Genomic DNA, 24,012 nt, shown 5'->3' with positions numbered 1-24,012 from the left:
GGCAGACTGGGGCGTCATGAAGGTCACTGGTCGCCGAGTCCTGCTCGCGGCCCTGGGCGCGTCGCTGTCGGCGTGCGCGTCCCGGCCCGCCCCTCCGGTCCTGCACTACAGCTTGGGCATCTCCCGAGCGGACTACCGAGACTACGGGGGTGCCAAGGCCAGCCCCTGTGACGCGGAGCAGCGCTGGTTGTCGGACGAGCTGACGGCCGTCAACGGCGTGCTGGCGCGCTTCGTCAACGGCACCGACAAGCTCGACACGCCCGCCTCGCTGGACCATGCGAAGCAGGTGGAGCTCCTGAAGGAGGCCCAGCAGACGCTGCCGCCGGTGCTGGCGGTCCACGAGAACAACCTCCGGGGCCTCGCGCAGTGCGGGTTCAAGGACAAGGGCGCCTTCCCGGAGATTTCGCGCCGGGGTGGGGAGCTGGTGAAGGAGGCGCGCGAGCGGCTGTCCAGCGCGGACTCGGTGCTCGCCGCCGTGTCGCTGCGCCAGGCCCAGGACAAGTGGAAGGAGGAGTCGCCCCAGCGCGAGGCCACCGCGCGCGGCACGTGGTGCACCGCCGACCCGAAGATTGGCGAGGCCACGGTGTTCTACGCGCGCGCCGCAATGGACGGCACCTTCCGGTGGCACTTCTGCGACGGCTCCCTCGTGGAGCAGCGCGCCGGCGCGGAGCCGACCTACGTGGAGCCCGAGGGGCTCAACAAGCGCGACCGCCGCCGCATCCAGCCGCCGCGCTACCTGGAGGCGGCCGCCAACTTCCCGGCCGAGGAAATCGACCGGCCGCCGGAGACCGGCACCCCGAAGAGCGCCTCTCCGACGCCCTGACGTTCTACAGTCCGGGAACCACCGGGCGGCCTCGTGCCGCCCCCTGCCCCGGAAAGCCGCCCCATGCGACACGCCGCCGCCGTCGCCCTCGTGATGCTCTGCTCGCTGCCCGCGCTCGCGGCGCGGCGCGAGGGCACCTGTGAGGTCCGGGTGATGGGAGGCCTGCAGCTGGCCTTCTCCGGCAAGGGCGGCACGCAGTCCGCCACCTCGGACCACTGGATGTCTCCCGAGGAGATGCGCGCGGTCTACGAGAAGATCCACAGCCGGATGAAGCAGGACCCCAAGAAGGTCCAGGCCGCCGCCGCGAAGCTCGCGGCGAAGGGGACGATGAGCGGCCCCCTGTCCATCCACTGCATCAGCGCGGGCGGCATCCAGTCGGCGAGCCTGAGCATCCTCTCCGGGCAGAACACCAAGGAGAGCGTTCCCTTCAAGCCCGGCGCGTACCCGCTCGTCACGCTGGACGAGAAGCCCGGCGAGCTGCCCGTGGCGCTGCGCCTCAAGGGCGTCAACTACATGCTCACCGTGCCCGGCGTCCTGGTGCTGACCCGGTTCGACGGCCGCGGCGTCGCGGGCACGTTCAAGTTCACCGCCCGCACGCACAGCTCCGCCAACAAGAAGGACGCCACCGAGCGCACCATCCGGGTGGAGGGCAGCTTCGACTTGCCCTGTCCCGTGAAGAGCCGCGTCTGCAGCTAGCCGTGCGGGGCGCGCGGCGGCACGCCGAACTGGGAACGAGTCTGCATCTGCCATTCGGCTACAGTGGTGTCCGCGGTCATCCCCCACGCCACGGAGCACCTCCATGCAGCTGCGCCCCTTCCTCGCGTCCCTCGCCGTCTGCCTGTCCCTCCTCGGCTGTGGTGGCGGCGCGCCCGCGAGCGAGCCGGTGAGCCCGGAGGCGCCCCAGACCGAGACCTCGACGAGCGCCCAGGTCTCCTGCTGGGACGAGTGCTACCAGGCCAACGCCTGGTGTCCGTCCCAGTGCGGGGTCTCGAGCGAGGTGTGCGCCCAGGCCATCTCCGTCTGCTACGACTCGTGCGAGCGCGGCGTGGGTCCCTGGCTGCCCTGCTGAGCGTCACCTGCCAGCGGCCGTGGAGCGCTCCGTCATGGACAGCTCCACGGTGTGGCTGCTGTCCGGTGAGAGCTCCAGGTTCATCTGGCACGTCTCGATGTGGCGCGGCCCCTTCGCGCAGACGGTGAACACGCCCGCGCGCACCTTGGGGAAGCGGGCCATGCCCTGCGCATCCGTCTTCAACTGCTCCGGATGCAGCCGACGCGGCTGGCCCTCGCTCACGATGGCCACCGTGATTCCCGGCACCGGCTTGAGCCCCCAGGGGTCGAGCGTCCGCACATAGACGCGCCCCAGTTGAGAAGGCGCCAGCGTGCGGGGGTCCTCGGGGTCCTCGATGGGCATCGAGCCCGCGTCCGGCGAACCCGCGTCGGAAACCCGAGCGGTGGCGACCTTGGGTCGGGGCTCTTGCGCCAGTTGCCGCCGCAGGAGCGCCGCGAGCGACAGCGACACCCCGACGCCCGCGATGGCGATGACCCAACGAACCCCTCGGTGCATACCCGAGCTCCCTGGCTTCCACCCGCGAGGACGACGGCCCGACGTCGGAAGCCTAGCATTCCGAGGACTCGCGGCCCGCGTCGGTGGACCTGGGGGCGGAGGGGCCCGCATCGAAATTCCGCACGCTCGCCCGGGACTGGTAGGGTCCGGCGCCGCTCCACTTCCCCCGGCTTTCGCGTCACACGAGGTCCCCCGCATGGAGATGCTCTGCACCTTGCGCAGCGTCACGGAGGCGCAGCGCGGCGCCCTGCTTCAGGCCCCCGAGCGCCTGGAGGACTTCCTCGACGACGACGAGGACTTCGGAGACCCGAAGGGCGGAGCGTTCCTGGAGCTGGACATCGGCGAGGCGTGGCATGCCCTCCAGTACCTGCTCACCGGCACCGCATGGGAGGGCAGCGCGCCGTTGGACTTCCTCGTCCGCGGCGGTGACGACGTGGGCGACATCCCCTCCGACGAGGGCACCGCGCGCGTCTTCGCGCCCGCGCAGGTGAAGGCGCTCGCCACCGCGCTGAAGGACGTCTCCGAGAACACGCTGCGCCGCCGCTTCGACCCGGCGAAGATGCAGGCCCAGGACATCTACCCCGGCACCTGGGATGAGCCGCCCGAGGACAGCGACCCGCTCGAGGAGGTGCTCTCCTACTTCGAGGAGCTCCAGAAGTTCGTCGCCCAGGTGTCCCGCCGCGACGGCGCGCTGCTGGTGCACATCGGCTGAAGGCCGTCTCAGCCCATCACCACGTCGCGTCCCAGCTTCAGCACCAGCGCCAGCACCACGGCGAGCACCACCTTGCGCACCAGGGTGTCGCCGCCCTTCACCGCCAGGTGCGCGCCCAGCCACGCGCCGGTGAACTGCGCCGCGGCCATGGGCAGCGCCACCTTCCACAGCACCACGCCCTTGAGCGAGAACAGGATGACGGACGCCAGGTTGGAGGCGAAGTTCACCACCTTCGCGTCCGCGGACGCTCGCGCCAGGCCGTGGCCCAGCAGCGTGTTGAAGCCGACGATGAGGAAGGTGCCCGTGCCCGGGCCGAAGAACCCGTCATAGGTGCCGACGGCCAGCGCGATGAGCGCGCCGATGGCCTGGGCGCGCGAGCGGGGCGAGGGCTCCGCGTGCGCGGGGGCCTTGGGCGGCGCGCGGCGGAAGGCGAGGAACACCGCCACGGCGATGAGCAGCACCAGCACCAGCGGCTTGAGCACCTCCGGCTTCACCAGCAGCACCAGCGCCGCGCCCGCGAAGGCGCCGCCCAGGCCGAAGGGGAACGTCACGCGCGCCAGCTTCCAGTCCACCAGCCCCGCGCGCGAGAAGCGCACCAGCGCCGCGAACGAGCCGAACACGGACTGCCCCTTGTTGGTCCCCAGCGCCACGTGCGGGGGCAGCCCCGCCGTCAGCAGCGCCGGCAGCGTGATGAGCCCGCCGCCGCCCGCGATGGCATCCACCATGCCCGCCACCAGCGCCGCGACACACAGCAGCAGCAGGTGCTGCGCACTGACGTCCACCAGTAGGTCCACCCTGTGTCTCCCTCGCCTCGAGCGGCGCCTGGGTACCACGGGCGCCGTCGCGGCTGCTCGCTTCTTGCGTCCCCCGCCACCTTGGGCGTCAATGCCCCGGTCGTTTCACCTCCGAGGTCTTCATGCTCGCCTCCCTCTTCACCGTGCTGGCGCTCACGCTGGCCTCGGCTCCACCCTCGCAGGACCCCAACGCGCCCACCTGCCGGATGATGAACAGCCAGGTGGCGTGTGGATATGGGTGCAAGTCCGACTCGAACCGCGCCCGCTGTGCGCAGACGCCCCAGGGGCGCTGTCAGCTCATCGACGGGCAGGCGGTGTGCTTCGACCCGCCGGCGTACGTGGTGAAGGCGTATGGCGCGGCGCTGCCGGAGCCCGAGTGCAAGGCCATCGACGGGGCGGTGGCGTGTGGCTACCACTGCGTGACGCAGCCGGGCCGGGTGAAGTGCGCGAAGTCGCCGGCCGGGGTGTGCAAGGCGCGCGGAGGCGAGGTGGAGTGCTTCGACCCGCCGGCGGTGGTCTTCGCGGTGTACGGCAAGGAGACGCCCCGCGCGGACTGCCGCAGCAACGGGGTGGAGCTGACGTGTGGCTACAACTGTCTCAACGCGTCAGAGGGCGTGCGGTGCACCCGGACGCCGGCGGGGGTGTGCAAGATTTCGAGCGGGCGCATCACCTGCTTCGACCCGCCTGCGGCGGCTTTGTGCACCTGGAAGCGCGCGATTCCCGCGCCGGAGTGCCGCAACACGGAGTCCGGCCCGGCGTGTGGATATGCGTGCACGACGGCGTTCTCGAAGTCGGCGTGTGCGTCCACGCCCTCGGGCATCTGCAAGGTGTTCGACAGCGAGGTGCACTGCTTCGACCCGCCCGTCGAGCAGCAGGCGGACCCGGCCTGCCTGTCGGTCCTGGGGATGGCGGTGCTGGACGGGGCCACGCCCTGACACAGGGTATGAGCCCTCCGCCCCGCCGTCTGCTTTGAGCCTTCCTGGGAGAGCGGTAGGGTTGCCGTCTTCTCGCAGCAGGAATGGAGCAGAACCGCGCATGGCGGAGGGTGACGTCCGTCAATATTGGGTCCGCAACGACAGGGGCACCCTGTGGGGGCCCCTCACCCTGCCGACCATCGAGCTGCTCATCGACAGCGGCGCCATCAAGGGCAAGCTCCAGGTCTCCGAGGACGGGCTGAACTTCGCCTTCCCCTGGCGCTTCCCCGAGGCCCGCGAGGTGTTCCCGCGCGAGCTGTGGGGTGACGGCGCGCCGGCGAACCTCGGCCCCGGGCCCCAGGCCCCGGTAGCGCGCCCCGGTGTCCCCATGGCAGGGCCGGGCGGTGTGCCCATGGCGGGGCCGGGTGCGGCGCCCATGGCCGGTCCGGGCGTGCCGATGGCGGGACCGGGAGTACCGATGGCGGGCCCAGGTGCCGCGCCGATGGCAGGGCCAGGTGCCGCGCCGATGGCGGGGCCAGGTGCCGCGCCGATGGCGGGGCCAGGTGCCGCGCCGATCGCACGCCCAGGAGTTCCCATGGCGGGCCCGGGTGCGCCCATGGCGGGGCCCGGTGCAACCGGGCGTCCAGGTGTCCCCATGGCGGGCCCAGGTGCGCCCATGGCGGGGCCCGGTGCAACCGGGCGTCCAGGTGTCCCCATGGCGGGCCCAGGTGTCCCGATGGCGGGCCCAGGAGCCCCGATGGCAGGCCCGGGAGCACCCGTGGCTCGACCAGGTGTCCCCATGGCAGGCCCAGGGGTCCCCATGGCGGGTCCAGGGGTCCCCATGGCGGGTCCAGGGGTCCCCATGGCGGGTCCAGGGGTTCGACCGGGGGATCCTCGGGCGCAAGGCAACCCGATGCAGGCCGCACGGCCTCAAGTTCCAGGTGCGGCCCCCGGAGCCCCCGGAGCCGTCGCACGGCCCGTCGCGCCGCCCAACGCGGCCACCGGACAGCCCCAGGTCGCCACGCCGCAGGCGGGAGCCGTCCCTCCAGCAGCCCCCTTCCCCTCCACGGCAGCCGCGCCCGCCGTCTCCACGGAGTCCTCGCCCTACGCGATGCCCTCGCAGGGGCAGCTCGAGCAGACCTCGCCGCTGAACCTCTTCGGCCGCATCGCCTCCGCGGAGCAGACGGGCCTGCTCAAGCTGGCGCTCACGGACCGGGTCACCCTGATTCACTTCCGCAAGGGCAACCCGGAGTTCGTCGACTCCAACCACCCCGAGGACTCGCTGGGCACGTCGCTGATGGGCGCGCGGCTGCTCACGCCCGAGCAGCTCCAGCAAGCCGAGTCCGCCAAGGAGCGCTTCGGCGGAGACCTGCTCGCCGCGCTCTTCGGACTCGGTCTGCTCCAGCCCGCCAGCGCGTTCTCGATTCTGGCGCAGCGAGCCTCCAGCATCCTGTTCAAGGGCCTGCGCGCCGAGTCCGGCATGTTCGCCTTCGAGCTGCGGGAGCTGGCGGGCAACAAGGCCATGCCGCTGGGCAACCGGTGGGCGGTGCTCAGCGACACGGTGCGCCGCATGCCCTCCGCGGACATCAAGCGTCGGCTCATGCCGGTGCTCAACCTGCCCATCATGAAGTCGGGTGGGATGGTGGCCGCCAGCGAGCTGCGGCTGACGCCGCACGAGGTTCGCGCGCTCACGGTCATCGATGGAGTGCGCTCGGTGTCGCAGCTCCTCGCGGACTTCCCGCAGGACGCCGACCACCTGCTGCGCCTGGCCTTCCTGCTGCGCGAGCTGGACGCGGTGTCCTTCGCGGCCGCGCGCCCGGCCCCCGCGACGGTGGCGGGCCCCACGGCCGCCGCGCAGCCCGGTCCTGCGCCCACCGCGGGTCCCACGGCCGCGCCCCGCCCGGCCCCGCCACCGGGGGCACAGGCTCCGACCGCCGCGCCTGGGAATCCCCCGGGAGCGGGCTCACCGCAGGCCGCGCGCCCGGGCAATCCGCCGGGTGCCGCCGCGCCGGCAGCGGCCCGTCCGGGCAATCCTCCTGGAGCCGCCGCGGCCCCCCGTCCTCCGCCCGTCGTCGGCGCGGCGCCAGCCCGTCCGGCGAGCCCCGCGCCCGCCGCGGCAGCACGTCCGGCGCCGCCCACGGTCTCCGGCCCTCCGCCGGGCGCCGACGAGATTCCAGCGCTCAAGCAGCTGGCGATGGCGTTGAAGCAGCAGAACCACTTCCAGCGGCTGGGGTTGGCGGAGCAGGCGGACGGCAGCGCGGTCAAGGTCGCCTACTTCCGTCTGGCCAAGCTGTACCACCCGGACACGCTCCCACAGGGGGCGCCGCCGGAGCTCGAGAAGCTCAAGGCCGAGGTGTTCGCCTACATCGGCGATGCGTACCGGACGCTGTCCGACGACAAGAGCCGGGCGGCCTATCTCGAGGAGCTGAAGAGTGGTGGCGCCGGGGCGGAGGTGGACATCAACGCCATCCTGATGGCGGAGGAGCTCTTCCAGAAGTCGTGCATCCTGGTGAAGGCGCGCAAGTTCCCGGAGGCCGTGAAGATGTTGAACGAGGCCATCCAGCTCAACGCCGAGGAGGCGGAGTTCTACGCCTGGCGGGGCTATGCGCGGTTCTTCACGGCGACGGACAAGAAGGCGGCGCAGCCGGAGGCGTTCCGGGAAATCCAGAACGCCATCAAGCGCAACGAGCGGTGTGCGCCGGCGCACTACTTCCTCGGGGTGATTGCGAAGCTGACGGGAGACACCGCGGGGGCGCTGAAGCACTTCAAGCGGACCGTGGAGCTTCAGCCAGACCACATCGACGCTCAGCGGGAGATTCGCATGGCGGCCCAGAAGAAGTAGGGTGCGCCCCCCATCCGGAGGGGCCAGGGGCCCCGCGGGTGGAGTCGAAGGAGACAGCAACGTGTCGCTCACCGGGAAGCAACGCCGCCATCTGCGCGCGCTCGGACACCACCTGGAGCCGGTGGTCATCGTCGGTCAATCCGGCGTCACCGAGGGCGTCATCGCCGCCGTCGAGCAGGCGCTGCACGACCACGAGCTCATCAAGGTGAAGATCAACGAGGGCCCCGAGTCGCGCCAGGAAGCCGCCGCGCGCCTCGCCGAGGGCACCAGCGCCGAGCTGGCCCAGCTGTTGGGCCGCACGGCGCTGCTCTTCAAGAAGCGCAAGGAGAAGTCCAAGTTCGAGAAGTTCTGACGGACCGTCCCCGGGCCCCGCATGTCCGCTTCACTTGCCGCTGAAGCGGGCCTCGCGGCGCTCGAGGAAGGACTGGACGCCCTCGGCGGCGTCCTCCGTCTTCACCAGCTCCAGCAGCCGGGGCAGCAGCGCGGCCCTGGCTGCGTCGGGCCCTTCGTGCACCGCCTGTCGCGCGGACGCGAGCGTCGCCTGCACGCCCAGCGGGGCCTGCTTCGCCACCGTCTCCGCCAAGGCGAGCGCCCGCTCCAGGTGCCGGCCGCGCTCCACCACTTCCTGCACCAGGCCGATGCGGTAGGCCTCGCGCGCGTCGAACTCATCGCCGGTGAGCAGCCACCGCATGGCGTTGCCCCAGCCCGCGCGCTGGGGGAAGCGCACCGTGGCGCCGCCGAACGGGAAGATGCCGCGCTTGATTTCAATCTGTCCGAAGCGCGCGTCCTCCGAGGCCACGGTGATGTCCGCGGCGAGGACGAGCTCGATGGACAGCGTGAGGCACAGTCCCTGGACGGCGAGCACCAGGGGCCTGGTGCGCGGCGGCCCCTGGATGCCCCACGGGTCGATGAACCCCTCCGCGTAGAGCGGCTCGCCGCTGGAGAGCGCGGGCGCGACGCTCGCGAGGTCCAGCCCCGCCGAGAAGTGGTCGCCCACCGCGAAGATGACCATGCACCGCACGTCCGGATGCCGGTCCGCCTCCGTCACCGCGGACGAGAGACCGCGCAGCATGCCCACGTCGAACGCGTTGCGCTTCTCCGGCCGGTGGATGCCGATGAGGGCGAGGTGTCCGCGCACTTCCAGGGTGATGCGAGGGTCCGACGGGCTCATCTGCGCTCCACGGTGAAGGTGGACGCGCATTGTCCGCCACGCGGCGCCGCGCGCACCATCACGCGTGTCACGCCGTCCACCGCACGACGTTCAGAACCGCCCCGCCAATCCACCCACGAGGCTCCCCTCCCTCGTCCGGGCGAACGAGGGCACCACGACCACCTGCTGCGAGAGCCTGCGCTCCCGCGCGCGCACCGTGGAGGAGTGTGAGAGGCGATAGCCGACGAACGAGCCCAGGATGGGCGTTACGACCAGGTTGAGCACGCCGATGGTCGCCACACCGGGGCTGTTGCTGCTGAGCAGCAATGATGACGGCATCGCGCCGATCGCCGCGCCCAGCAGCGTGTAGCCGAAGCTGCCCTCCCCTTGAAGCCATCGCCCCGAGAGGTAGACACCGCTGGCCGCGCCAAGCGACGAGCCCACCCCCAGCGAGAACGCGAGCCCCACGCTGTTCCAGCAGGGAAAGCCAGCACAGCCTGCCAGCCAGTTGCCCGCGACGAGCCCCACCATGGCGCCCGACACCAGCCCCGCGCCGCCCAACAAGATGCCCAGGGAGAGGTGCGTGCCACGTCGATAAGGATGCGCCGCGAGTGACGCGGAGCGAGCCTGCGCGGAGGACTCGGGCACCGCCGCGTCCGGCACGGACACCAAGGGAGGAGACAACGAGGCGGAGTCCCTGTCTCCGGGAGACTCGGGCAGATGCTGCCCCCACGCCGGCAGCCCCACGAGGACCACGGCGAGCACGCCCACCACGCATCGCAGTTGCATCGGAAATCCCCCCCTCTCCCGCGGGACTTCAGGCCACCGCGTCGCGGCCTGTCAATCCGGGGCCCGACACACCCAGCACGCCAGGACGAGTGCAATCCCGCGCATGCACGCGGGTGACACCACCGTCAGCGCGTGAAGCCCGCCGTGCTCGCGGCCAGCTCCGCCGCCACGCCCAGGCGCTCCAGCAACGCGGGCCCGAAGTACTGCCTGCGCGACTCTCCGCCCTTCGCGTTCACCAGGTCCGGAGTCTCCACGTAGCCCACGTAGCCCCCCGCGAGCCCCAGCACGCCCGAGGCCCCCGTGCGCCGCACCAGCTCCGCGCCCGCGTCCACCGTGGGCTCGCCCGGCACCGTCACCAGCTCCAGCGGCCCCAACACCAACGCGGACACCTCGGCCACGCGCTCGGCGGAGCTGCACAACAAGTTATCCCCAGCCGCCCGGGTGAAGGCCGGCACCAGCCGCGACGCATCCGGCCGGGGCATCACCGCCTCCGCGCGCGCCAGCGACAGCCGCACCGACGGCCCCGCCGAAGCCAGGGGCGCCTTGCCCGCCAGCTCCGACAAGGCCCGCGCGAAGCCCGACACCCGCTCCAGCCCCTGCCCCTCCGAGTACGCCACCGACGCGTTGCCCACCGCGCCCTGCAACAACAGCGTCACGCCGCTGCCCTCGGACTCGCGCAGCGTGCTCAAGCGGCCCGGATAGTCTGGGTCCACGTACGCGCGCTGCCGAGGCACCATCGCCGGGTGCGCCGCGAAGAAGAGCAGCTCCGCCACGGGCGCTGCCTCACCGCGCAGCACCGCGCGCGTCAGCGTCCCATCCGGCGCGGTGCCACCCGAGCGCGTGTAGACATACGAGGACTCCTTCGCCTCCCCCAGCTCCAGCGTCACGTCCGTGAGCGAGGAGGCGGCCTGCCCGAGCGCGGCGCTCGCCGCGGCCACCACCGTCGCTTCCGAGTCCTCCCGATAGCGCCCCGTGCCGACGAGCTGCGACACCAGCCGCGAGTCATAGCCCCCGAGCGACGAGTGCGTGTGCGTGGCCAGCACCAACACATCCTGCAGCCCCAGCGTCTTCGCGTGCTCGCGCACCCGCGCCGTCACCACATCCGTGACGAGCAGCAGCTCCAGCGACACCAGCCCCACGCGTGAGCCCCCCGCCTCCAACACCACCGCGCGCGCATGGAGCGGCGGGTCGGACTGCGTCGCGTCGGGACGCGGCGGCGAGTACCCCGCCACCACCACCGGGAACGGCGGCGCCAGGGCCACCTTCGCCGCGCCCGCGCGCAGCGGCCCCTCGCCCTTCACCTGCGACAGCAGCACCGGCGCGCGCTCCGCCCACGTGCCGCACCAGTTCCAGGAACCCAATGCATAAGCGGCACCCACGGTGAGCAAGACCAGGGGAAACAGGGAACGCCAGGAGGCTCGTCGTGGAAACACCATGCGGTGCGCAGACTAACGGCATGCGGCACTCGCCGCGAGGCTCGTCTGCCCACATCGGCCGACTCCGGTGACGGGTGGAATACCCACCAGAGGGGCGTGCGTTCCTGTTCCGCTCACCGCCCGAAAGGAGTAAGGCAGCGCGCCATGTGCGGCATCTTCGGAATCACGGGACACGCCGAGGCCTCCAACCTGACGTACCTGGGGCTGCACGCCCTGCAGCATCGCGGGCAGGAGTCCGCGGGTATCGTCGCCTCTGATGGTCATGGCCTGCGGGCCCACCGTCAGATGGGGCTGGTGGCCGACATCTTCGATGCGCCAGTGCTCGCCGGCCTGCCCGGTCAGTCGGCCATCGGCCACGTGCGCTATTCGACGGCGGGCGGCAGCCAGCTCAAGAACGCGCAGCCGCTCTTCGTGCAGTACGCGGGCGGTCAGTGCGCCATCGCGCACAACGGCAACCTGGTCAACGCGGCGGCGCTGAAGGAGAAGCTGGAGGCCGACGGAGCCATCTTCCAGTCGGACGCCGACACGGAGGTCATCCTCCATCTGCTCGCGCGCTCGCGACAGGGGAGCTTCGAGCAGAAGCTGGTGGAGGCCCTGCGCAAGGTGGAGGGCGCCTACAGCCTGCTGGTGCTCACCGAGAACAAGCTGGTCGCGGTGAGGGACCCCTTGGGCATCCGGCCGTTGGTGCTCGGGCGGATGAAGGAAGGCGCGTACGTGCTCGCCAGCGAGACGACGGCGCTGGACCTCATCGAGGCGGACGTGGTGCGCGAGCTGGAGCCCGGTGAGCTGCTCGTCATCGAGAACGGCGTCATGCGCACGAGCAAGCCGTTCGCGGAGCCGGCGCGGCTGGGCCGGTGCATCTTCGAGCAGGTGTACTTCGCGCGGCCGGACTCGGTGCTGTTCGGCAACAGCGTGTACGAGGTGCGCAAGCGCATGGGCATGCAGCTGGCGCGCGAGCAGCCGGCGCCCGACGCGGACCTGGTCATCGCGGTGCCGGACTCGGGCGTGGCGGCGGCCATCGGCTTCTCGCAGCAGAGCGGGATTCCGTATGACGTGGGGCTCATCCGCAGCCACTACGTGGGCCGGACGTTCATCGAGCCGCAGCAGTCCATCCGTCACTTCGGCGTGAAGCTGAAGCTGTCGGCGGTGCGCAACGTCATCAAGGGCAAGCGCGTGGTGGTGGTGGACGACTCCATCGTGCGTGGCACGACGAGCCGCAAGATCGTGAAGATGATCAAGGCGGCCGGCGCGCTGGAGGTGCACCTGCGCATCTCCTCGCCGCCGACGAAGTGGCCCTGCTTCTACGGCATCGACACGCCCAGCCGGCAGGAGCTCATCGCCGCGAGCCACAGCACGGACGAGATTGCCCGCTACGTCACGGCGGACTCGCTAGGCTACATCTCCATCGAGGGCCTGGGCGAGGCTGTGGGAGACCCCAGCCGGGGCAGCTTCTGCACGGCGTGTTTCTCCGGTCAGTACCTGCTCGGGGAGATGGCCGGCTCCGCGCAGGAAGCCAACAAGCTCACCGCCTGACGCCGCGCATGCGCGCGTGAGGCCCCAGGCCCCCTGCCCTTCATCGGGTCGGGGGCCTTCGTCGTTTCAACGGCTGGGTGCCGTGGAGGGCGGAGGCGGCAGGGGCGCGCCCGCGATGAAGTCCGCGAGGTCCGAGGGGAGCGGCGCCGAGAACGAGACCTCCGCGCCGGTGCCGGGGTGCGGGAACACGATGCGCTCGGCGTGCAGGGCGTGTCGGGGCAGTCGCAGTCGAGACCAGGCCTCGGGCTCCAGGCTGTGCTTGCTGAAGCGGTCGAAGTAGCCGGGGTCCGGGCCGTACATCTTGTCGCCGACCAGCGGGAAGCCCGCCTCACGCAGGTGGATGCGAATCTGGTGCTGACGTCCCGTCTCCGGGAAGCAGCGCAGGAGCGCGAAGGGCTCACCATCGCGCGTGAATCGCTGGAGCACCTGGAAGCGGGTCCGGCTCGGCTTGCCCTCGACGGCGTCGATGCGCACGGCGATGCGGATGAGCTCGGTGCCCTCGGCGATGGGGGCATCCACGGTGAAGGTGTCCTCGGGAGGATGTCCCTCACAGAGGGCGAGGTACTCCTTGTGCACGTCGCGCGAGACGAAGAGCCGGCCGAGCACACGACAGGCTTCGGTGGTGCGACCGCAGACGACCAGGCCGCTGGTTTCGCGGTCCAGACGGTGCGCGGGCTCGGCGAAGCGCTCCCCGAAGCGCTCGCGCAGGATGGAGACGAGGGTGCCCTTGTGGTAGCGCGCCGTCGGATGGATGGGGAGACCCGCGGGCTTGTCGAGCACCAGCAGCCACTCATCCTGGAAGACGACGGGCAGCGTGGTGGGCGTCTCCGGCTCCTCGCTGCCGGGGCGGCGCAGGCGGAAGGCCAAGCCAGGGTACACGGGCGTGGAGGGCTTCAGCCGCCGTCCTTCGCAGCGGACGCCGCGCAGGATGATGCCGGCCAGACGCTCGCGCGGCATGCGGCGCAGCTTCTGGCCCAGGTAGTCCTCCAGGCGCCAGCCCGCATAGTTGGGCTCGACGACGAAGGAGATGTCGACGAAGCCCTCGGGAGCGGCGTCCGACGCGGGCGCACGACTCGAGCCCCCCTGCTCGGAGGGCTCCTGCTCAGGGGAGGAGTCCTCCGCCGATGAATCCTTCTCGCCGTGCATCACCTCCGCGCTCTAACACGGCGCGGGACGGCGCACAGTCCGAACCCTTCAGGGTCGGGAGGCCTCACGACGAGGCACCACCCGAGCCAGCGCGGAAACAGAAGGACCTGCGCATCGAAGCGGCTTCACGCCGACGTCGACGAGCCCCTGCGGAAACACGCCACCTGGAGGAGTCCTCACTCCCCCGCCGCGTACGCGGTCACAGCCTCACGCGGATGCAGACACGCGCCACACGGTGAAGCCCAAACATGTCCCCGTCGCTTACGCCCTCACAACGTCACACCGAGGCGGGCACACGCCACGTGGTGAAGCCCACACGGGCCCCCATCACATGCGCACTCACATCCTGGCGCCGAGGCGGCACGCGCCACACGGTGAAGCCCACACGAGCCCCACCGTGCGCCGTCACACGCTCACGCCGAAGCCGCGCGCCGGGCGTCGTCGCTCACGCCCAGGAAGCGCGCGAACAGGTCCGCGATGCGCTCGCCGGAGCGCCCATCCCAGTACTCGGGGATGCGGCCCTTCTTGCCCTGACCATCGAGCACGCGGTCCGCCGACTCGCGGATGCGGTCCGGGTCCGTGCCCACCACCTCGTTGGTGCCCTGCTCCACGGTGATGGGGCGCTCGGTGTTCTCGCGCAGCGTGAGGCACGGCACGCCCAGCGCCGTGGTCTCCTCCTGCAGACCGCCCGAGTCGGTGAGGATCAACTTCGCCTGCGACGTCAGCGCGAGGAACTCCAGGTAGCCCATCGGGTCCACGGGGCGCAGGTTCGGGCTGCGCTCGAACCACGACCCCAGGCCCTGCTCCGAAATCATCTTCCGCGTGCGCGGGTGCACCGGGAAGATGACCGGCACGCGCGAAGCCACGTGCGCGATGGCGGACAGCAGCCCCCCGAGCAGCTTCGGGTCATCCACGTTGGACGGCCGGTGGAGCGTGCACACCGCGTAGCCGCGAGGCTCCACGCCCAGGGTCTTCAGCACGGGCAGCTGGTCCGCCCGCTCCTTCGAGGCGAGCAGCGAGTCGATCATCACGTTGCCCACGAAGTGGATGCGCTCCGGGTCCGCGCCCTCCTTCAGGAGGTTCGCGTCGGCGTCGCGAGAAGGCGTGAGCAGCAGGTCGGACAGCCGGTCCGTGACGACGCGGTTGATCTCCTCCGGCTGGTGCCGCGAGTAGCTGCGCAGGCCCGCCTCGACGTGCGCGAGCGCGATCCCCAGCTTCGACGACACGAGCGCGGCGGCGACGGTGCTGTTGACGTCACCGACGACGGAGACCAGGTCCGGCTTGTGCTCGAGGAACACCCGCTCGAGCTCCACCATCGTCTTGGCCGTCTGCTGCGCGTGGCTCCCGGAGCCGATGCCCAGGTGCACCTCGGGCGCTGGCAGCCCCAGGTCCGAGAAGAAGACGTCGCTCATCTTGACGTCGTAGTGCTGTCCCGTGTGGACCAGGACCTGCTGGAGCTGATTCCGCGCGGCGATGGCGCGGTGGATGGGCGCGACCTTCATGAAGTTCGGGCGCGCGCCGACGATGTGGATGACCTTCTTCATGTCGCCAGCCAAGCTAGGCACGCCGGGTCGGATGCCTAGTGGCTGCGGGGCGCCCACCCATCCGGGGGCCAGCGTCCGTTCTGAATCTGATAGACGGAGTGTGCCATGCCCTCCTCGCGCACCATCGCCGTCATCCCCGCCCGTCACGCCAGCACCCGCTACCCGGGCAAGCCGCTCGCCCTCATCGCCGGCCGTCCCATGGTGGAGCATGTCTGGCGCCGCTGTCAGGAAGCAGGCGTCTTCCACGAGGTCTGGGTCGCCACCGACGACGAGCGCATCCGCGCCACCGTCGAGTCCTTCGGCGGCCGCGCGGTGATGACCAGCCCGGCCTGCGCCACCGGCACGGACCGCGTGGCCGAGGTCGCCCGCGCCCGTCCGGACGTGGACGTCTGGGTGAACGTCCAGGGCGACGAGCCCCTGGTCGACCCGGCCGCGCTCGAGGCCCTCGCCGGCCTCTTCGACGACACCGCCGTGCGCATGGGCACCCTCGTGCGCCCCCTGGAGGCCGACGAGGCGGAGAGCCCGCACGTGGTGAAGGCGGTGCTCGCGCTCAACGGCGACGCGCTCTACTTCAGCCGCAGCCTGGTCCCCCACGCCCGCGAGACGGGCACCCCCGTCCCCCGCTGGGGCCACATCGGCCTGTACGGCTACCGACGCGACGTGCTGCTGCGCCTCGCCGAGCTGGCCCCCACGCCGCTCGAGGAGACGGAGAAGCTGGAGCAGCTGCGCGCGCTGGAGCACGGCATCTCCATCCGCTGCGCCCGCGTCTCCTGGCGCACGGTGGCCGTGGACATCCCCGCCGACGTCGCGAAGGTCGAGGCCGTCATGCGCGAGAAGGGCCTGCTGTAGTCAGAGCATCGGCAGCTCGTCGCTGTAGGCCCCCAGCGGGAACGCGGCGTCCAGGCGCGCCAGCTCCTCCCGCGACAGCCTCAGCGACGCGGCCGCGGCGTTGTCGCGCAGGTGCGCCACGCGGCTCGCCTTCGGGATGGCGAACAGCGAGGGCCTGCGCACCAGGAACTGGAGCGCCACCTGCCGGGGCGTGACGCCATGCGCGCGGGCCACCGCCTCCAGCACGCGCCCGCCCGGACTGTCGGGACGAGGGAAGCGCCCGTTGCCGAACGGGCTGTAGCCCACCACCGCGATGCCACGCGCCTCGCACCAGGGCAGCACCGCGTGTTCGATGGCGCGCTCCTCCAGGTGGTACAGCACCTGGTTGCACGCGACGCGCTCCGGCTTCGCGAGCTCGACGAGCTCCTCCAGCTCCGCCACACCGAAGTTGCTCACACCCCACGAGCGAATCTTCCCGTCCGCCACCAGCTTCTCGAAGGCGCGCACCGTCTCCTCCAGCGGATGCGAACCGGGCCAGTGCAGCAGGTAGCAATCCAACACGTCGGTGCGCAGCCGCTTCAGGCTCCGCTCACACGCGGCCAGGGTGCCCGCGTACGTCGCGTTGGACGGCATCACCTTCGACACCAGGAAGACCTCCTGACGCCGGCCGGCGATGGCCTCGGAGACGATGGACTCCTCCACGCGGCCATGGCCGTACAGCTCCGCGGTGTCCACATGCGTGAGCCCCAGGTCCAACCCCGCGCGCAGCGAGCGGATGGCCTCGTCGCGGTCATCCTCCTCCATCTGCCATGTCCCCTGCCCGAGGACGGGAACCTGCCTGCCGGTACCGCCGAAGACGCGCTGCTCGATGGCCTACCTCCGTGTCCGGAAGGATGAGCACCTCCCACCCGCTCCGACAGCCGGGAGCCGTGCGAAGCGGGAAACTCCGCGCTAGTCTCCGCCGGTGTCCGCCCGCCCGTCACCCGCCAAGCCCCGGCTCCCCTCGCGCGTGACGCTGGGTCGCCTGCTCACCCTCGCCCGGCCAGAGGTTCCCACGCTCGTCGTGGGCACGCTGTTCCTGCTGCTCAGCAGCGCCGCCACGCTCGTCTTCCCCCGCGCCATCGGTGACTTGGTGGACGAGGCGCTCGGCGCGCGCAGCCGCGACAAGCTGGACACCATCGCGCTGGTGATGTTCGCCGTCTTCGTCGTGCAGTCGGTGGCCATGGCGCTGCGCGCCTACCTCTTCAGCACCGCCGGCGAGCGCGTGGTGACGCGGCTGCGCAAGCGCCTGTTCCAGAGCCTGCTGTCCCAGGAGGTGGCCTTCTTCGACGAGCGCCGCACCGGGGAGCTCACCAGCCGGCTCGCCTCGGACACGAGCGTCCTGCAGAACACCGTCACCACCAACGTCTCCATGACGCTGCGCTACACCTTCCAGGCCCTGGGCGGCGTGGCGCTGCTGTTCTTCACCTCGCCCCGGCTGACGCTGGTGATGCTCGCGCTCATCCCGGCGGTGGCCATCGGCGCGGTGGTGTACGGCCGGCGCGTGCGGGTGCTGTCGCGCCAGGTGCAGGACGCGCTCGCCGCCTCCAGCGAGGTCGCCGAGGAGGACCTGTCCGGCATCCGCACCGTGCGCTCGTTCGCCGCGGAGGCCCACGAGGTGGAGCGCTACGGCGCCGCGGTGGACCGCGCGCTGGCGCTGGCCAAGGACCGCGCGCGCCAGTCCGCCGTCTTCATGGGCGTCGCCTCGCTGGCCATGTACGGCTCCACCGCGGCCATGCTCTGGTACGGCGGCCGCCTGGTGGTGGACGGAGAGCTCACGGTGGGCGCGCTCACCTCGTTCCTCATCTACACCTCGCTCGTCGCGCTCTCGCTGAGCGCGGTGGCGGAGGTGTGGGCGGACTTCATGCGCGCCAGCGGCGCCGCCGAACGCGTCTTCGAGCTGGTGGACCGCGTGCCCGCCATCCCCGCCGGAGGCCACCAGCTCCCGTCGGTGAAGGGCCACGTGGAGTTCCGCGGCGTGCGCTTCTCCTACCCCACGCGCGCGGACGTACCCGTGCTCCAGGGGCTGGACCTGGAGCTCAAGCCCGGCGAGGTCGTCGCGGTGGTGGGCCCCTCGGGCGGAGGCAAGTCCACGCTCGCCTCGCTCATGTCGCGCTTCTACGACCCGCAGGGCGGCGCGGTGGTGCTGGACGGACATCCGCTCACCACGCTCGAGCCCGAGTGGCTGCGCCGCAACGTCGGCATGGTGGCCCAGGAGCCCCAGCTGTTCTCCTGCTCCATCGCGGACAACATCCGCTACGCCCGGCCCGACGCCACCGACGCCCAGGTCGAACACGCCGCGCGCGCCGCCAACGCCCACGACTTCATCCAGCGCTTCCCGGAGCGCTACAACACCCAGGTAGGCGAGCGCGGCGTGCAGCTGTCCGGCGGCCAGAAGCAGCGGGTCGCCATCGCCCGCGCGGTGCTCAAGGACCCCCGCCTGCTCATCCTCGACGAGGCGACCAGCGCGCTCGACGCGGAGAGCGAGCACCTGGTGAAGGACGCGCTGGAGCGCCTGATGAAGGGCCGCACCACGCTCGTCATCGCCCACCGCCTGTCCACCGTGGCCAACGTGGACCGCGTGCTCGTGCTGGAGTCGGGCCGCATCGTCCAGAGCGGCACCCACGCCAGCCTCATGGGCCAGGACGGCCTCTACCGCCGCCTGGTCGAGCGCCAGTTCGTCGCGGCCTGAACGGCCGCCTACCCTCCGCGTCCTTCGCTCATCGCATCGGAAAGTGGCGCGAAATCAGGGGGGCGATTAGTTGTTCCGGCCTCAAGAAAGGAGGTGATGCCTTGACCGACAGCAAGAGTCAGGCGTCCACCTCCGCTTCGGTGGCCTGAAACGGCTTTCCGTCGCGGTGGAAGACGCTAAAGGTTTCAGGGGCCCGTCTCCGCACATGCGGGGGCGGGTCTTTTACTTTCCGGTCGGGAATGGAAGTCCCGACAACCTGTTCCGACGCGCCGGGGGGAGTGGCCGACCCTTGACGTACCCATCCGGGAGATTCGCCGTGTCCATCACCCCGTGCCCCAGCCCTCTGCCCACCGCCCTGCGTGACGAAGAGTCCGTCCAGGCGCAGCGCAACCTGTACTGTCCCAACTACGACGCCTGCCTGCACATGGTGGTCAAGCGTGGCTGGGAGGGCTGGAGCTGCCGCAACTGCGACTTGCGTGACTTCCGCGTCGGACAACCCGACGTCCGGGAGTTCGCCGTGTCCCGCCCTGGTGCTTGGGACGGCAACTGAGGCGGCGTCAGCAGGCGGACCGGTCGCCCCCCCGTCCGGCGCAGAATAATTGACGCATCCCTGCCCTACTTGGCAGAACGGGATATGCGCTCCAAGAAGACCAAGTTCATTTTCGTGACGGGCGGAGTGGTCAGCTCCCTCGGCAAGGGCCTCGCCTCGGCCTCCATCGGCGCCCTGCTGGAGAACCGTGGCCTCGCCGTCACGTTGCTCAAGCTGGACCCGTACATCAACGTGGACCCGGGCACGATGAGCCCGTTCCAGCACGGCGAGGTCTTCGTCACCGAGGACGGTGGCGAGACGGACATGGACCTGGGCCACTACGAGCGCTTCACCAACGCGCGGATGAGCCGGCTCAACAACTTCACGTCGGGCCGCATCTACCACGCGGTCATCATGAAGGAGCGCCGCGGCGAGTACCTGGGCAAGACGGTGCAGGTGATTCCGCACATCACGGATGAAATCAAGGCGAGCATCCGTCAGGCGGCCCAGGACGCGGACGTGGTCATCGTGGAGGTGGGCGGCACGGTGGGCGACATCGAGTCCCTGCCCTTCCTCGAGGCCATCCGCCAGATGCGCTACGACGTGGGCAGCCAGAACGCCGTCTACGTGCACCTGACGCTCTTGCCGTACATCGGCGCGGCCGGCGAGGTGAAGACCAAGCCCACGCAGCACTCGGTGATGAAGCTGCGCGAAATCGGCATCCAGCCCGACTTCCTGGTGTGCCGCACGGACCGCGAGGTGTCGCGCGAGCTCAAGGACAAGATTGCGATGTTCTGCAACGTGGACACCGGCAACGTGTTCACGTCCCCGGACGTGCGCAGCATCTACGAGCTGCCGCTGGAGCTGCACCGGCAGGGCCTGGATGACCGGCTCGCGGAGGTGCTCAACATCTGGAGCCGCGCGCCGCACCTGGAGCGCTGGGAGAACATCATCCGCAAGGTGTACGAGCCCGCGCGAGGCCAGGTGCAGGTGGCCATCGTCGGCAAGTACGTGAACCTGACGGAGAGCTACAAGAGCCTCAACGAGGCCTTGCTCCACGGCGGCATCGCCAACGACGTGAAGGTCAACCTGCACTTCGTGGACAGCCAGGACGTGGAGGCGCAGGGGCCCGAGAAGCTGCTCGCCGGCGTGGACGCCATCCTGGTCCCCGGCGGCTTCGGCGTGCGGGGCACCGAGGGGAAGATCGCCGCCGTGCGCTACGCGCGGGAGAAGAAGATTCCGTTCTTCGGCATCTGCCTGGGCCTGCAGATGGCGGTGGTGGAGTTCAGCCGGAGCGTGCTGGGGCTCACCAACGCGAACAGCCTGGAGTTCAACGAGCACACGCCGCACCCGGTGGTGACGCTCATGGAGAGCCAGGTGTCGGTGCAGGACAAGGGAGGCACCATGCGCCTGGGCAGCTACGCCTGCGCGCTCAAGCCCTCCACCCGCGCCCACCAGCTCTACGGCCAGGACCTCATCCAGGAGCGCCACCGGCACCGCTACGAGGTGAACAACGCCTACCGCGGCCGGTTGCAGGAGGCGGGCCTGGTCATCTCCGGTCATAATCCGGAGCTGAACCTGGTGGAGATGATTGAACTGTCGGACCACCCCTACTTCGTCGGCTGCCAGTTCCACCCCGAGTTCAAGAGCAAGCCCTTCGCCCCCCACCCTCTCTTCTCCGGCTTCATCAAGGCCGCGCTCGACCAGCGCGACGCCTCCGCCGGCCAGGTGCGCGCATGAGCGCCAGCAGCCTTCCGATTACCCTCTGTGGCCACAAGGTTGGCCCGGGACAGAAACTCTTCGTCATCGCCGGCCCGGACAGCATCGAGTCCGAGGAGATGGCGCTGAAACATGCGCACTTGCTCAAGGGCATCACCAGCCGGCTGGGCGTGCCCTATGCCTTCAAGTGCTCGTATGACAAGGCCAACCGGACAAGCGGGAAGTCCTTCCGAGGTCCTGGCCTCCGGGAAGGGCTGCGCATTCTAGCGCGTATCAGGGATGAAGTGGGCGTCCCGGTCCTCACGGACGTCCATGAAACCAGCCACGTAGGTCCTGCCTCGGAAGTTGTGGATATCATCCAGATACCGGCGTTCCTGTGCCGGCAGACGGACCTGGTCGAGGCGGTGGCCCGCTCGGGAAAGGGCGTGAACTTGAAGAAGGGACAGTTCGTGGCCCCCAAGGACATCGTCCACTCGGCGCGCAAGGCGTTCGAGACGGGCAACCCCAACGTGCTCGTCACCGAGCGGGGTTCGACCTTCGGCTACAACAACCTGGTGGTGGACATGCGGGGCCTGGCGCAGATGCGCGAGGCGGGCCTGGCCGTGTGCTTCGACGCCACGCACTCCGTGCAGCAGCCCAGCTCCGGGGACGGGGTGACGGGAGGCGACCGCAAATTCGTCTCACTGCTCGCCCGCGCTGCCGCGGCCGCCGGGATTGATGCATTGTTCACGGAAGTCCATGAGGACCCTGACCGTGCCCTGTGTGACGGTCCGTGCTCCCTCAATCCACAGATGTTCGAGGACGTGGTACGAAATGTGCTGGATATCCGCCGGGTGTTGGGACACGAGCCCGGCTGATGAACACGACGAGGGGAGCCGAGCAGACGATGCAGACGGACGCACCTTCCAAGCCTGGAAAGGAAGAGCTGACGTCCCGCGCGGCGCGCGTGCGGCTCTTGGTCTTCGACGTGGACGGGGTGCTCACCGACGGCGGCCTGTATTACGGCGACGGCGGGGAGCTGATGAAGCGCTTCGACGTGAAGGATGGCCACGCCCTGGTCATGGCCCGGCTGTCGGGCCTGCCCGCCGCCATCCTCACCGCTCGCACCTCAGGAATCGTGGAGGCACGCGGGCGGGAGCTCGGGCTGGCGGCCGTGTTTCAAGGCCGCCGGGACAAGGGTGCCGCACTGGACGAGCTCCTCCAGCAGCTGGGCGTACCCCATGAGGCCTGTGCCTACATGGGGGATGACCACAATGACCTGGCCCCGCTGTCGAGGGTGGGCTTGTCCGCGTGTCCCGCGGATGCAGTTCCCGAGGTGCGTCAGGAGGTCCACTTCGTGGCTCAGAGCCCGGGAGGCCGTGGGGCCGCTCGGGAGCTCGTGGAGCTCTGCCTCAAGGCCAGTGCCCGTTGGGACGGGGCCGTGGGTCTGATGAGGGGGACTGATGGACGCAGTGCGCAGAGAGGTTGAAGGAAACCCCGTATTCAAGGTAGGTGGTTGATTCCATGGGCAGCGGAATGATGCAGCAAGAGGGGAGTACGGCGATGACGGACCAGCTCTACACGACGCACGACATCAGTCGTTTGCTTCAGGTGGATCCGTCCACGGTGAGCAAGTGGATTGACCGGGGCATCCTGATGGCCTTCAGGACGCCGGGCGGTCACCGCCGGGTGCGCTCGGCGGACCTGCGCACCTTCCTCATCGCGCACCAGATGCCGGTTCCGGAGGAGCTGGGCAGCGGCACGGTGCGGCTGTTGGTGGTGGATGACGAGCGGGCGGTGCTGGACGCCGTCAAGCGCGCGTTCAAGCCGTTCTCCGCGCAGGTGGAGCTCCAGACGACGACGAGCGGCGTGGAGGCCCTGCTGCTGGTGTCCGAGCAGAAGCCGCACGGGATGATCATCGACCTGAACATGCCGGACATCGACGGCCTCGAGGTCTGCCGTCGCATCCGCGCGCGCAAGCAGATGGAGGGTGTGCGGCTCATCACGATGACGTCCATGCACACCGCCGACGTCGTGGAGCAGTCCAAGCAGGCGGGCGCGCTCGCGTGCCTGGCCAAGCCGCTCGATGTGCAGCAGGTGCTGGAGCTGTTCCGCGTGCCCATCTCGCTCGGCGCCAAGCGCTGAGGTCGGGAGGGCTTCCGCCGCCCCCTCGCGGAAGCCCTCGACAGGGGTGAAGAAGGAGGAAGCCGCGCCGTTCTTCCCCGGACAGCGGCCTCCCAGCAGGGGTGTGCGCGCGATTCGACGCCTCGCGCGAAGCATCAGCCCTGGACCTTGACCTCGATGACCCGAGGCTTGGACTCCTCGCGTCGAGGCAAGGTGAGCGTCAGCACGCCCTGCTCGTAGCGCGCCTCCACCTTGGTGGCGTCCACCGTCTCCGGCAGGGAGAACGAGCGCGTGAAGCCGCCCTGCGCGCGCTCCTGGCGGCGCACGGTCACGCCCTCGGCGACGGGCTGCGCCTTGCGCTCGGCCTTCACGGTGAGCACGTCGCGCTCCACCGTCACCTGGATGTCCTTGGCGTCCACGCCCGGCATGTCGAGGTGCAGGGTGACGCCCGCCTCGGACTCGAGGATGTCGGCGGCGGGCACGCGCTCGCGGACCGCGGACTGACGGAAGAAGCCCGGCTGGGCGAACTCACGGAAGAGCGCGTCGAAGTCGCGCATCAGGGGGTTCACCACCACGGCGGAGTTGAACGGGTTGCGATTCTGCATGGTCTTCTCCTGTGCGTGACACTCCTCTGGCGGAGTGCACGGTGTGTGAATCACAGACGTTGTCGTTGTCGGCGGTTCCGCCTCGGGGGCCCCATCGGGGCTCCACTCCAGCGCCGCCTCACAAGACTCAAGAGAACCATGCTCCGGGACGTGTCAAGCAACGCCCCCGGGCCCTCGCGGCCCCCTCCCACCCTGCCCGCACGCCTGCTCTGCGGACATCCGGACGAGGGCCTTCTGGGACGGGTGGACC

At 70.4% G+C, this 24,012-nt stretch carries 24 protein-coding genes; 15 read left to right on the top strand and 9 right to left on the bottom strand.

The features are described 5' to 3' along the window. The first annotated feature begins 16 nt into the window (after positions 1-16). The 3 genes from AC6JA9_RS06385 to AC6JA9_RS06375 all read left to right on the top strand — a co-directional run bounded on the left by AC6JA9_RS06385 (position 17) and on the right by AC6JA9_RS06375 (position 1,892). Positions 17-823, top strand: a complete 807-nt coding sequence (locus AC6JA9_RS06385; RefSeq protein ID WP_223746181.1) for a hypothetical protein — start codon at positions 17-19, stop codon at positions 821-823. Positions 824-886: 63 nt separating this feature from the next. Beyond that, on the top strand, positions 887-1,519 hold the full coding sequence (locus tag AC6JA9_RS06380; protein ID WP_223746180.1) for a hypothetical protein: 633 nt from the start codon (positions 887-889) through the stop codon (positions 1,517-1,519). A 103-nt stretch (positions 1,520-1,622) separates the two neighbouring features. Then, a complete protein-coding gene (locus AC6JA9_RS06375) occupies positions 1,623-1,892 on the top strand; it encodes a hypothetical protein (RefSeq protein WP_223746179.1) in 270 nt (89 codons plus the stop codon). 3 nt (positions 1,893-1,895) lie between these two features. Here AC6JA9_RS06375 and AC6JA9_RS06370 read toward each other — a convergent pair whose 3' ends face one another. Continuing rightward, on the bottom strand, positions 1,896-2,387 hold the full coding sequence (locus tag AC6JA9_RS06370) for a hypothetical protein (protein ID WP_223746178.1): 492 nt from the start codon (positions 2,385-2,387) through the stop codon (positions 1,896-1,898). A 196-nt stretch (positions 2,388-2,583) separates the two neighbouring features. Between AC6JA9_RS06370 and AC6JA9_RS06365 the strand changes: the two genes are divergently transcribed. Then, the gene (locus AC6JA9_RS06365; RefSeq protein ID WP_141331012.1) at positions 2,584-3,099 is read left to right on the top strand and encodes a YfbM family protein; all 516 of its coding nucleotides are present in this window, start codon (positions 2,584-2,586) and stop codon (positions 3,097-3,099) included. A gap of 8 nt (positions 3,100-3,107) precedes the next feature. On the opposite strand, the gene AC6JA9_RS06360 is transcribed toward AC6JA9_RS06365, so the two are convergent. Next, entirely contained in the window at positions 3,108-3,824 is a 717-nt protein-coding gene (locus AC6JA9_RS06360; protein ID WP_255652742.1) for a TSUP family transporter, read from the bottom strand. A 191-nt stretch (positions 3,825-4,015) separates the two neighbouring features. Here AC6JA9_RS06360 and AC6JA9_RS06355 point away from each other — a divergent pair, with 191 nt between their 5' ends. From AC6JA9_RS06355 to yhbY, 3 genes are all read left to right on the top strand, one after another. Continuing rightward, positions 4,016-4,828 (top strand): hypothetical protein, encoded by an 813-nt coding sequence (locus AC6JA9_RS06355; protein WP_223746177.1) that lies wholly within the window; start codon positions 4,016-4,018, stop codon positions 4,826-4,828. Between the two features lie 1,090 nt (positions 4,829-5,918). Further along, positions 5,919-7,649: a J domain-containing protein gene (locus tag AC6JA9_RS06350; RefSeq protein WP_223783433.1), complete on the top strand. Its 1,731-nt coding sequence runs from the start codon at positions 5,919-5,921 to the stop codon at positions 7,647-7,649. 61 nt (positions 7,650-7,710) lie between these two features. Further along, positions 7,711-8,001, top strand: coding sequence for a ribosome assembly RNA-binding protein YhbY (yhbY, locus tag AC6JA9_RS06345; protein WP_141328741.1), 291 nt, complete (start codon positions 7,711-7,713; stop codon positions 7,999-8,001). 30 nt (positions 8,002-8,031) lie between these two features. Here the strand turns inward: yhbY and AC6JA9_RS06340 are convergent, their stop codons facing one another. The 3 genes from AC6JA9_RS06340 to AC6JA9_RS06330 all read right to left on the bottom strand — a co-directional run bounded on the left by AC6JA9_RS06340 (position 8,032) and on the right by AC6JA9_RS06330 (position 11,024). Continuing rightward, positions 8,032-8,820: a crotonase/enoyl-CoA hydratase family protein gene (locus tag AC6JA9_RS06340; protein WP_223746175.1), complete on the bottom strand. Its 789-nt coding sequence runs from the start codon at positions 8,818-8,820 to the stop codon at positions 8,032-8,034. Positions 8,821-8,910: 90 nt separating this feature from the next. Next, entirely contained in the window at positions 8,911-9,588 is a 678-nt protein-coding gene (locus AC6JA9_RS06335) for a hypothetical protein (protein ID WP_408888027.1), read from the bottom strand. Positions 9,589-9,713: 125 nt separating this feature from the next. Beyond that, entirely contained in the window at positions 9,714-11,024 is a 1,311-nt protein-coding gene (locus AC6JA9_RS06330) for a neutral/alkaline non-lysosomal ceramidase N-terminal domain-containing protein (protein WP_267697925.1), read from the bottom strand. Positions 11,025-11,168: 144 nt separating this feature from the next. Here AC6JA9_RS06330 and purF point away from each other — a divergent pair, with 144 nt between their 5' ends. Beyond that, positions 11,169-12,557: an amidophosphoribosyltransferase gene (purF, locus tag AC6JA9_RS06325; protein ID WP_223746172.1), complete on the top strand. Its 1,389-nt coding sequence runs from the start codon at positions 11,169-11,171 to the stop codon at positions 12,555-12,557. Between the two features lie 66 nt (positions 12,558-12,623). Here the strand turns inward: purF and AC6JA9_RS06320 are convergent, their stop codons facing one another. Beyond that, on the bottom strand, positions 12,624-13,703 hold the full coding sequence (locus tag AC6JA9_RS06320) for an RluA family pseudouridine synthase (RefSeq protein WP_223746171.1): 1,080 nt from the start codon (positions 13,701-13,703) through the stop codon (positions 12,624-12,626). A gap of 413 nt (positions 13,704-14,116) precedes the next feature. Further along, complete coding sequence (gene wecB / locus AC6JA9_RS06315; protein WP_141328718.1) at positions 14,117-15,247, bottom strand: non-hydrolyzing UDP-N-acetylglucosamine 2-epimerase; 1,131 nt, start codon at positions 15,245-15,247, stop codon at positions 14,117-14,119. A 105-nt stretch (positions 15,248-15,352) separates the two neighbouring features. Between wecB and kdsB the strand changes: the two genes are divergently transcribed. Continuing rightward, positions 15,353-16,096, top strand: coding sequence for a 3-deoxy-manno-octulosonate cytidylyltransferase (kdsB, locus tag AC6JA9_RS06310; protein WP_141328716.1), 744 nt, complete (start codon positions 15,353-15,355; stop codon positions 16,094-16,096). Here kdsB and AC6JA9_RS06305 read toward each other — a convergent pair whose 3' ends face one another. After that, positions 16,097-16,945: an aldo/keto reductase gene (locus AC6JA9_RS06305; protein WP_223746170.1), complete on the bottom strand. Its 849-nt coding sequence runs from the start codon at positions 16,943-16,945 to the stop codon at positions 16,097-16,099. Between the two features lie 94 nt (positions 16,946-17,039). On the opposite strand from AC6JA9_RS06305, the gene AC6JA9_RS06300 reads away from it, so the two are divergent. From AC6JA9_RS06300 to AC6JA9_RS06275, 6 genes are all read left to right on the top strand, one after another. Next, on the top strand, positions 17,040-18,806 hold the full coding sequence (locus tag AC6JA9_RS06300; RefSeq protein ID WP_497959261.1) for an ABC transporter ATP-binding protein: 1,767 nt from the start codon (positions 17,040-17,042) through the stop codon (positions 18,804-18,806). Positions 18,807-19,122: 316 nt separating this feature from the next. Then, positions 19,123-19,356, top strand: a complete 234-nt coding sequence (locus tag AC6JA9_RS06295; protein WP_141328710.1) for a hypothetical protein — start codon at positions 19,123-19,125, stop codon at positions 19,354-19,356. An 84-nt stretch (positions 19,357-19,440) separates the two neighbouring features. Further along, positions 19,441-21,075 (top strand): CTP synthase, encoded by a 1,635-nt coding sequence (gene pyrG / locus AC6JA9_RS06290; RefSeq protein ID WP_223746168.1) that lies wholly within the window; start codon positions 19,441-19,443, stop codon positions 21,073-21,075. After that, positions 21,072-21,911: a 3-deoxy-8-phosphooctulonate synthase gene (gene kdsA / locus AC6JA9_RS06285; RefSeq protein ID WP_223746167.1), complete on the top strand. Its 840-nt coding sequence runs from the start codon at positions 21,072-21,074 to the stop codon at positions 21,909-21,911. The genes pyrG and kdsA overlap by 4 nt, the downstream gene beginning before the upstream one ends. Before the next feature lie 29 nt (positions 21,912-21,940). Then, entirely contained in the window at positions 21,941-22,522 is a 582-nt protein-coding gene (locus tag AC6JA9_RS06280; protein ID WP_046717472.1) for a KdsC family phosphatase, read from the top strand. Between the two features lie 35 nt (positions 22,523-22,557). Next, positions 22,558-23,178, top strand: coding sequence for a response regulator (locus tag AC6JA9_RS06275; RefSeq protein ID WP_046711239.1), 621 nt, complete (start codon positions 22,558-22,560; stop codon positions 23,176-23,178). 134 nt (positions 23,179-23,312) lie between these two features. On the opposite strand, the gene AC6JA9_RS06270 is transcribed toward AC6JA9_RS06275, so the two are convergent. Next, the gene (locus tag AC6JA9_RS06270) at positions 23,313-23,762 is read right to left on the bottom strand and encodes an Hsp20/alpha crystallin family protein (RefSeq protein WP_141328704.1); all 450 of its coding nucleotides are present in this window, start codon (positions 23,760-23,762) and stop codon (positions 23,313-23,315) included. Positions 23,763-24,012 lie beyond the last annotated feature (250 nt).

It is taken from the genome of Myxococcus sp. MH1 (genome assembly GCF_059738865.1).
Note: the sequence above shows the minus strand (reverse complement) of the source record. Positions and strands in the feature narration are given on the sequence as shown.